This window comes from uncultured Aquincola sp. (assembly GCF_964001545.1).
Lineage (GTDB): Bacteria > Pseudomonadota > Gammaproteobacteria > Burkholderiales > Burkholderiaceae_C > Aquincola.
Genome location: NZ_CAXFDV010000588.1, coordinates 1 through 7,999, shown reverse-complemented (window position 1 = coordinate 7,999; position 7,999 = coordinate 1). Strand labels below are relative to the sequence as shown.

Here is a 7,999-nt window from a genome sequence, read left to right as displayed (position 1 = left end):
GCTGGACCACCCGCTGCACCCGCATGCCACGGTGATGTGAGCGGGCCGGCCGCCGGCGGCTGCCACAGGTATTGCGGCACGCCGTCGTCGGCCTGCGCCGGCCGCGCCTGCACCTGCCACACCTGCTGCACCAGCGCCGGCTGCAGCACCTGCCGCACCGGGCCCTGGGCCACGGCGCGGCCCTGCTGCAGCACCAATGCATCGTCGGCATGGCGCAGCGCCAGGTTGAGGTCGTGCAGCACCACGACCACGCCGATGCCCCAGGCCTGCGCGCAGTGCCGGGCCAGTTGCAGCACCGCATGCTGGTGCTGCAGGTCCAGCGCGGCGGTGGGTTCGTCCAGCAGCAGCCAGCGGGCCGGGTGGCCGGCGGGCGGCTGCGAGAACGCATCGATCTGCACCAGCGCGCGGGCCAGCTGGGCGCGGGCGCGTTCGCCGCCGGACAGCGTGGCCACGCTGCGCCGGGCCAGGCCTTGCAGGCCGCAGGCGGCCAGCGCCTGCTGCACGCAGGCTTCGGGCTCGGCCGGGCGCGCGGTCAGCAGGCCCAGGGCCACCAGCTCATGCACCAGGAAGTCGGCGGCCACCTGCGTGTCTTGCGCCACCAGGGCGCGGTGCTGCGCCAGCTGGGCCACGGGCCAGTCGGGCAGTGGCCGCCCTTGCCAATCGATGCGGCCTGCATCGGGCCGGCGCCAGCCGGTGAGCCCGCCCAGCAAGGTGCTTTTGCCCGCGCCGTTGGGGCCCAGCACCGCCGTCACCCGGCCCGGCCGCAGGCAGGCCTGCAGCGGACCCAGCAGCGTGCGGGCGCCGTGCCGCACCTGCAGCGCCTGCAGCCGGATGCAGCCCGCCTCAGTCATGCGCTCTCCCACGCACCAGCAGCAGCAGGAAGAAGGGCGCACCGATGGCCGCGGTGAGCACTCCCAGGGGCAGCTCGGCGGGGGCGGCCACGGTGCGGGCAAAGGCATCGGCCGCCAGCACCAGCGCCGCGCCCAGCAGGGCCGAGCCGGGCAGCACGCCGCGGTGCCCCGGGCCGGCCAGCAGCCGCACGCCATGCGGCGCCACCAGCCCCACGAAGCCGACGATGCCGGCCACCGCCGTGACGGCGCCCACCGCCAGTGCCACGCACAGCACCGCCTGGCGCTTGACGCGTTCCACCGACACGCCCATCGCATGGGCCTGCGCTTCGCCCAGCGCCAGCGCATCGAGCGGGCGCGCCAGCCGCAGCGCGCCGAGCAGCGCCAGCAGCGTGACACTGCCCACCAGCGCCACCGCCGACCAGCGTGCGCCACCCAGGCTGCCCAGCAGCCAGAACTGCAGCGCCCGCAACTGCGCGTCGGTGGCCACCTGGCTGACCCAGCCCAGCAGCGCCCCGGCCAGCGCATTGATGCCGACGCCGGCCAGCAGCATCACCGTCAGCCGCGTGCTGCCGCGCACCTGCGCCAGCGCATAAACCATCACCGTGACCAGCAGCGCGCCGCCAAACGCGCTGACCACCAGCGTCCAGCTGCCCAGCAGCCGCGGCAGGCCCGGCCACCAGGCTTCGCCCACCACGATGGCAGCGGCGGCCGCCAGCGCCGCGCCGCTGGACACGCCCACCAGCCCGGGGTCGGCCAGCGGGTTGCGGAAGATGCCTTGCAGCAGCGCGCCCGCCAGCCCCAGCGCGGCGCCGGTGCACACGGCCAGCAGCAGCCGCGGGGCGCGCAGCGTCCAGAACACCAAATGGTCGGCATCGGGCGTTTCGGGCGATGGCGTGGCAAAGGCCTGCAGCAGCAGCTGCCACAGCCGGCCGGGTGCAATCGCGTAGGCCCCGCTGGCGGCAGCGCCCATCAAGGCCACCAGCGTGAGCAGGCCCAGGCCGCCCAGCAGCCAGGGGCGCGGCAGGCGCCGCGCGGGGAAAGGCGAGGTCATGGCCGGCGCTTCAAGCCCGCGCCGCGGGAATGGCGGCCACCACCTGCGCCAGCTCGGCCACCGCCTGCGGCAGCCGGGGGCCGAAGCCCAGCAGCCACAGCGCATCGGGCGCATGCAGCCGGCGCGCCGCGAACGCCGGCGTCATGGCCAGGCCGGGCAGCTGCCAGAAGGCGGCCGGCCCGCCGGCGGCCTGCACCGCCTGCTGCGTGCTCAACACCAGGTCGGGCGCGGCGGCCACCACGGCTTCGGCCGTCATCGCGCGGTAGCCGTCGAAGCCCTGCAGCGCGTTGCGCGCACCGGCCAGCTGCAGCATGGCCTGGGCCGCGGTACCGGCGCCGGCCACCTGCGGCGCATTGCCATGGGCCAGCACGAACAGCACCCGCGGTGCCGGCCCGGCCAGCCGGGGCAAGGCCTGGCGGCTGCGTTGCCAATCGGCCAGCAGCTGCTGCTGCAGCGCCGCGGCCTCTGCGCTGCGCCCGGTCGCCTGGCCGGCGGCGGTGATCTTGCGCTGCACCTCGGCCAGGTCGTGGCTGGTGGTGGTGCTGACCACGCGCACACCGGCGCCGCGCAGCTGTTCGATCACCGCCGGCGGGCCGGCTTCGTCGGTGGTCAGCAGCACGTCGGGCCGCAGCGACAGCACACCTTCGGCCGACAGCTGGCGCTGGTAGCCCACCTTGGGCGTGCGTTGCGCCGCCTCGGGGTACAGGCTGGTGGTGTCGGTGCCCACCAGCTGCGCCGCCGCGCCCAGGCGGTAGACGATTTCGGTGAGCGCACCGCCCACGCTGACGAGGCGTGGTGCGGGCTGGGCCTGCGCGGGCCAGGCCAGGCCGGCGCCGGCGCCCACCCCGGCTGCCAGCAACTGCCGGCGCTTCACCGGCCCGCCTTCACGGCCTGCAGCAGCTGGCGCCAGCCTTCGGACTCGGGCTGGCCGGGCTTGCGGGCGCCGAAGCACTGCAGCACCAGCCGCCGCTGGGCATCGAACAGCTCCAACGAGCTCACGGTGCCGTCGTCGGTGGGCTTGTCCACCGCCCAGGCGCTGGCCAGCTGGTCTTGCCGCACATGCAGGTTGAAGCCGTCGTCCAGCACGTTGAGCCAGGGGCCCATCACCTCGATGCGGCGCACCGGGCCGGTGTGGATCTGGATGCAGCCGGGGTTGCCGACGAACACCATGATGGGCTGCGCCGCAGCGGCTGCGCCGTGCAGCAGCCGGCGCAGCGCATCGGTGGGCAAACGCTGGGTGAAGCGGCCTGCCATCAGCCGCAAGGCCTGCTCACGCTCCAGCCGATGCTGCTTGAGCAGGCCATGGAACTCATGCGTGTCGTGCAGGCCGGCCCAGGCCTGGCCGAAGGCGGCCACGTCCACGCCGTCGTCATCCGGCGCCGGCTCTGGCACAGGCGGCGGCGTGAACGCCGGCAGCGTGCCGACGGGGTCTGCATAGTCCTGCGCCACCTGCTGCCAGCAGGCCAGGTCGGTGGCCGGGCGCGGGTAGATCTTGTGCACGGCGCTGCCCTGCGCATCGAAGAACTGCAGGCTGAGGGTCGGCGCGCCGCCGCCGGCACGCGCCGGTTCATGCACCGCATAGCCGGCCGTCCAGTGCTGGAAGAACAGCCGCAGGTCGATGTCGTCGCCCAGCGCCAGCGCCACCGGGCCCTGGGCGGCCAGGCCGGTGTAGCTGCCGGTTTTTTCGTGCACCGCGACGTCGTTGCGGGTGAGGGCCATCAAGGCGCCGCAGGGCTCCAGCGCCCGCAGCAGGTCGAGCCAGGGCCCGCGCAGGCGCACGCTGCGCAAGCCGGCGGTGTGCTCGGGCACGCCGGCAGCGGCGCTGTGCAGGGCCACGGCTTCGCCTTCGCTCAGGCCCAGGCTGGCGGCTGCGTCGCGGTGGCGCTGGCCGGCCTGGCGGGCGGCCGCAAACCGATGCCGCAGATCGGCCGAGGTATCGAGCAAGGCGGCGGCCGAGGCGGGGCCCCGGGCGGCCGCCAGACGGGTGTGGGAAGAGCGAACAGAAGACATGGACAGCAGGCGGGTTCGGGCGTGCGGCGGCCAGCCCTTGCGGTTGGGTGGGGGGGGAACAGCGGGAAAGCCGGCGGACTATAAACAAGAATCGTTCGCAAATGAAATGTGTGCTGTGCCCCTGCGAACGTCACGGATTGTTGCTTTCTGAATGCGAACCATTATCATCTGTGGTGTCGGTTCGCCTCCGTGGGGGAGGGCGCCGCTGGACCAAGCGCAACGCCAACCCAATCCACTCAGGAGGACTTCTTCATGGCATCCGTTCATTTCCACACGCCCCTTGGCGCCACCGTGCTCACCCTCGGCCTGCTGGCCGCCACGCAGGCCGGTGCCCAGACCTACGGCAGCTACACCGACCACCAGGTCGACCTGGCCAGCGCGCTGGACGCGGCCGACAACGTGAGCAACAACGCCTGGGTCAACCTCACCACTTTCGCGCAGAACGGGGTGCCGGGCATCACCGGCTATCCGGGCTTTCCGGGCACGGGCGCCTGGCCGGCGCCGATCGCTTCGCAGGTCAACAGCGCGGGCAGCGATGCCGCGGCCTTGAGCAAGGTGTCCAACGGCAATGGCGGCGCGCCCTACGTGGCCAGCGGCTCGCTGTACTTCGGCGGCTTCAGTGGCGCGATAACAACAACGGCGGCACGCTGCGCGTGAGCGACAGCACCCCGCTGGCCAACCTGCAGACGGTGGCCTTCCAGGTCGGCATCGGCGAAGCCTGGACCTACGACTTCCACAACGGCGTGCTGCCCACGCTGAGCTACACCACCGCCGCCGGCACCACCACCGGCGTGGCGGCCACCTTCTCCAGCACGCTGGAAGCCTTCTTCAACGGCACCGTGGCCATGCCCACGGGTGAAGAGTCGCTGTACATCAACCAGTACGGCCTGCAGTGGGACCTGCGCGGCGTCAGCCAGCCCATCACCTCGTTCAGCATCGACTTCACCGGCGTGCAGCATGCGCAGATCTACGGCATGACGCTGACGCAGAGCGATGTGTTCACCCAGGTGGTGGCCGTGCCGGTGCCCGAGCCCGAGACCTATGCGCTGATGCTGGGTGGCCTGGGCATGGTGGTGATGCTGGCGCGCCGTCGCCGCCAGGCCGCCTGACGCGCGACTTCCCTCGGCCCTCGGGGCCGATCTCTTGGGTCGGCCCTCTGGGCCGATCTCTCGGTCGGCCCTCGGGGCCCATCCCCGGGGCCCGGCCCCGCCGCTGCTGCTTTCCATGCCCTCCATCGACCCGCGGCGCGCCTTGCGCCTGTCCCTGGCCGCGGCCTGCCTGGCCTGGCCCGCCTGGGCCCCGGCCGTCACCCTGAGCGGTGATGCCACGCCCCACCAGTGGCATTCGTTCAACCTGCCCGCCAATGCCTTCCTGGGCGCGGCCGGCTACACCGGCGCGGCCTGGCAGAACACCGATGCCGGCGCGCTGTATGCGGAGTGGGGCGGCTTCGTGCCCGATGCGGGCACGCGCTGGACCTTCAGCCGGCCCACGGTGGGTCAATCCACCGGCCTGCGCGCGGTGCTGCAGGAAACCAGCGGCACCGGCCTGCGCACCGGCATCAACAACATCTACGGTCTGGCCTTCTCCCAGGTGCCGGGCCTGCCGCTGGTGTTCAACCTGGTGCTCACCGATGCCGGGGCGGCCAGCGCCACCGTGGGCAGCACCCGCACGGTGGTGATGCGCAGCGGCACCCTGGGCACGTTGCCCGACATGAACGTCACGCTCAACGGCGTGGCGGCCACGGCCTCGGCGGCCACCTTCCAGCAGGCTTCCACGCTGGTGATGCCCGATGGCAATGGCAACGAGGTGAGCACCGCGTCTGTGAACGGCGAATGGCTGTGGCGCTGGGAGCAGGTGCCGGTGGCCGCCACCTACCGCTTCGACTTCAAGGCACAGGTGGGCCACATGAGCCTGGACAACCTGGCCGTGTACGCCAGCCCGCCGGCCGCACCGCCGCCGCCCGCGCCGGTGCCCACGCTGCGCGCGCCGCGGGTGGCGCTGGTGGGCCTGGCCGGCCTGCTGGCGGCCGTGGCCGAAGCGCAGGTGCCGGTGGTGCCTGCCACCGCCTCGGCCGGCGCGGCCCATACACCGGCGCGGGCGGCGCGTTGAGCCGCGCCTGGGTAACCGGCGCGCTGCGGCCGGCGGGCATCGCCACCCTCGGGCTGGTGCTGGCCAGCGGCGCGCCGCTGGCACAGCCGGTGGACGCGGCGCAGGCCGAGGCCACGCCGGTCATCGTCATCAGCGGCCAGCGCACACCGCCGGTGGCGCTGCCGCCCACCGAGAGCAGCACGGTGCTCGATGCCGAGATGATCGAGCGACGGCAAAGCAGCAGCCTGTTCGACCTGGTGCAGGAAGCGCCGGGCGTGTCGGCCGCGGGCGGGCCGCGCACCAGCGGCATGAAGTTCAACATCCGCGGCTTCCGTGGCAACGACGACGTGGTCTTCAAGATCGACGGCGGCGTCAAGGGCTTCGAGAAGTACCGCTTTGGCAGCGGCGTGTTCATCGAGCCGGAGCTGATCAAGTCGGTGACGGTGGAACGCGGCCCTTCGCTGCTCACCGGCTCGGGTGCCATCGGCGGCGCGGTGGTGGCCACCACCAAGTCGGCCGCCGACTTTCTGCGTGCGGGCGAACGCGCCGGCGGCCTGGTGAAGCTGGGCTACGACGCCAACAGCCGTGAACGCCTGCGCATGCTCACCGCCTTCGGCCGGCCCACGGCCAGCACCGACCTGCTGGTGTCGCTGGTGCGGCGAGATGGCAGCGACTTCAAGCTGGCGGGTGGGGCACGCAGCCCCGCGACGGCCACGCAATCGGAAGGCAGCCTGGTCAAACTGGGCTGGGCGCCATTGGACGACCTGCAGCTGGAACTCAGCCGCACCGCCTACCGCAGCGGGCCAGTGTTCACCCCCTACGACGCCAATTCGAGCACCGCCGGCGTGGGCGGCTACGTGCACCAGACGGTGGACGACGAGACGCTCAACCTGCGCTTCACGTACGAGCCGCCGCAGTCGTGGCTCAAGCTGCGCGGCACGCTGGCGCATGAAACCACGCACCTGCTCAACCGCATGGTGCCGGGCGAAAGCAACTTCGCCAGCGGCTGCGCGCAGGCGCCCTGTACCTGGACACCGGACGACGGCGACACCGGCGTGGTGCACGACCGCTGGCACTACGACATCTGGACCGCCGAGGTCTTCAACGACACCCGCTGGCAGGCCGGCCCTTGGCAGGGCGTGCTGACGGTGGGCGCACAGGCGCTGCGCAACCGGCGCGATCTGCGGCGGCTGACCGACAACCCCTACCAGAACGGGCCCGATGGCCGCTATCCCGATGGCTTCGATGCGCAGCAGCCGCCGGGCACCCGCTCGTCGGTGGCCTGGGTGCTGCAGCATGCGTTCACGCTGGGCGCCCTGACGGTGACACCCGGCCTGCGCTGGGACCGTTACATGCTGGAAGCCGACGGCCCCGCGGCGTTGATGCGGCAGGCTGCGGGCGAGCCCGGGCGCTACCGCTTCGAGCGCCGCACGCCGGGCCTCAGCATCGCGTGGAACCCGAGCGCGGCCTGGTGGTTGAGCTACCGCGTGGTGGAGAGCTTCCGGCCGCCGCTGCTCACCGACTACTTCGGCATGGAAGCGGCCAACCCCTGCGGTGCGTTGCCGAACGGGCAGGGCGGCCAGTTGCTGCCCAACGGCTGCGGCGATGCGATCCAGCCCACCGAATCGCTGAACCGCGAGATCTCGCTGGCCTGGACGCCGCCACGCTGGGCCTCGGGCGCCAGCACCCAGGCCCGGCTGACGCTCTACCGCATCGATTCGCGCCACCTCAACGGCGCCAGCTATCTGGATGTGTCGGATGGCCAGGTCGTGCAGCCCTTCCATGAAAAGCGCCGCGGCGTGGAGCTGGAAGTGCAGCACGAGGGGCGTGAGCTGTACGGCAGCTTCGGCCTCTCGCGCATCCTGGCCGAACGCTGGCGCGACGGGCAGGCGGGGCGTCCGTTCTTCGCCGGCATACCGGGCACCACCGCGAACCTGAGCCTGGGCCGCCGCTGGCAGCAGGGCCGCTGGGAAGCAGGCTGGCGGCTGCGCCAGATCTG

General features: G+C 72.7%; 8 protein-coding genes. 4 read left to right on the top strand and 4 right to left on the bottom strand.

The window, feature by feature from the left end:
• The 4 genes from ABNT58_RS20360 to ABNT58_RS20345 all read right to left on the bottom strand — a co-directional run.
• Positions 1–851, bottom strand: an 851-nt coding sequence (locus tag ABNT58_RS20360; protein ID WP_348755242.1) for a heme ABC transporter ATP-binding protein, incomplete at its 3' end; no start/stop codon positions are given.
• Positions 844–1,902: an iron ABC transporter permease gene (locus ABNT58_RS20355; RefSeq protein ID WP_348755241.1), complete on the bottom strand. Its 1,059-nt coding sequence runs from the start codon at positions 1,900–1,902 to the stop codon at positions 844–846. The genes ABNT58_RS20355 and ABNT58_RS20360, both read right to left, overlap by 8 nt.
• Before the next feature lie 10 nt (positions 1,903–1,912).
• Positions 1,913–2,776 carry an ABC transporter substrate-binding protein gene (locus tag ABNT58_RS20350; RefSeq protein WP_348755240.1) on the bottom strand — a complete coding sequence of 288 codons (864 nt, stop codon included), beginning with the start codon at positions 2,774–2,776 and terminating at the stop codon, positions 1,913–1,915.
• A complete protein-coding gene (locus ABNT58_RS20345) occupies positions 2,773–3,912 on the bottom strand; it encodes a ChuX/HutX family heme-like substrate-binding protein (protein WP_348755239.1) in 1,140 nt (379 codons plus the stop codon). The genes ABNT58_RS20350 and ABNT58_RS20345 overlap by 4 nt, the downstream gene beginning before the upstream one ends.
• A gap of 252 nt (positions 3,913–4,164) precedes the next feature.
• On the opposite strand from ABNT58_RS20345, the gene ABNT58_RS20340 reads away from it, so the two are divergent.
• The 4 genes from ABNT58_RS20340 to ABNT58_RS20325 form a co-directional block, all read left to right on the top strand.
• Complete coding sequence (locus ABNT58_RS20340) at positions 4,165–4,569, top strand: hypothetical protein (RefSeq protein ID WP_348755238.1); 405 nt, start codon at positions 4,165–4,167, stop codon at positions 4,567–4,569.
• Positions 4,566–5,021, top strand: coding sequence for a PEP-CTERM sorting domain-containing protein (locus tag ABNT58_RS20335; protein WP_348755237.1), 456 nt, complete (start codon positions 4,566–4,568; stop codon positions 5,019–5,021). Before ABNT58_RS20340 ends, ABNT58_RS20335 begins: the two co-directional genes overlap by 4 nt.
• 115 nt (positions 5,022–5,136) lie before the next feature.
• Positions 5,137–6,021: a hypothetical protein gene (locus ABNT58_RS20330; RefSeq protein ID WP_348755236.1), complete on the top strand. Its 885-nt coding sequence runs from the start codon at positions 5,137–5,139 to the stop codon at positions 6,019–6,021.
• Positions 6,018–7,999 (top strand): TonB-dependent receptor plug domain-containing protein (locus tag ABNT58_RS20325; protein ID WP_348755235.1); only part of this gene is annotated, 1,982 nt, incomplete at its 3' end. The genes ABNT58_RS20330 and ABNT58_RS20325, both read left to right, overlap by 4 nt.

Excerpts from the sequence above, each read along its gene's own strand:
- ABNT58_RS20355 (WP_348755241.1), bottom strand. The coding sequence starts at position 1,902 with ATGACCTCGCCTTTCCCCGCGCGGCGCCTGCCGCGCCCCTGGCTGCTG.
- ABNT58_RS20345 (WP_348755239.1), bottom strand. The coding sequence starts at position 3,912 with ATGTCTTCTGTTCGCTCTTCCCACACCCGTCTGGCGGCCGCCCGGGGC.
- ABNT58_RS20340 (WP_348755238.1), top strand. The coding sequence starts at position 4,165 with ATGGCATCCGTTCATTTCCACACGCCCCTTGGCGCCACCGTGCTCACC.
- ABNT58_RS20330 (WP_348755236.1), top strand. The coding sequence starts at position 5,137 with ATGCCCTCCATCGACCCGCGGCGCGCCTTGCGCCTGTCCCTGGCCGCG.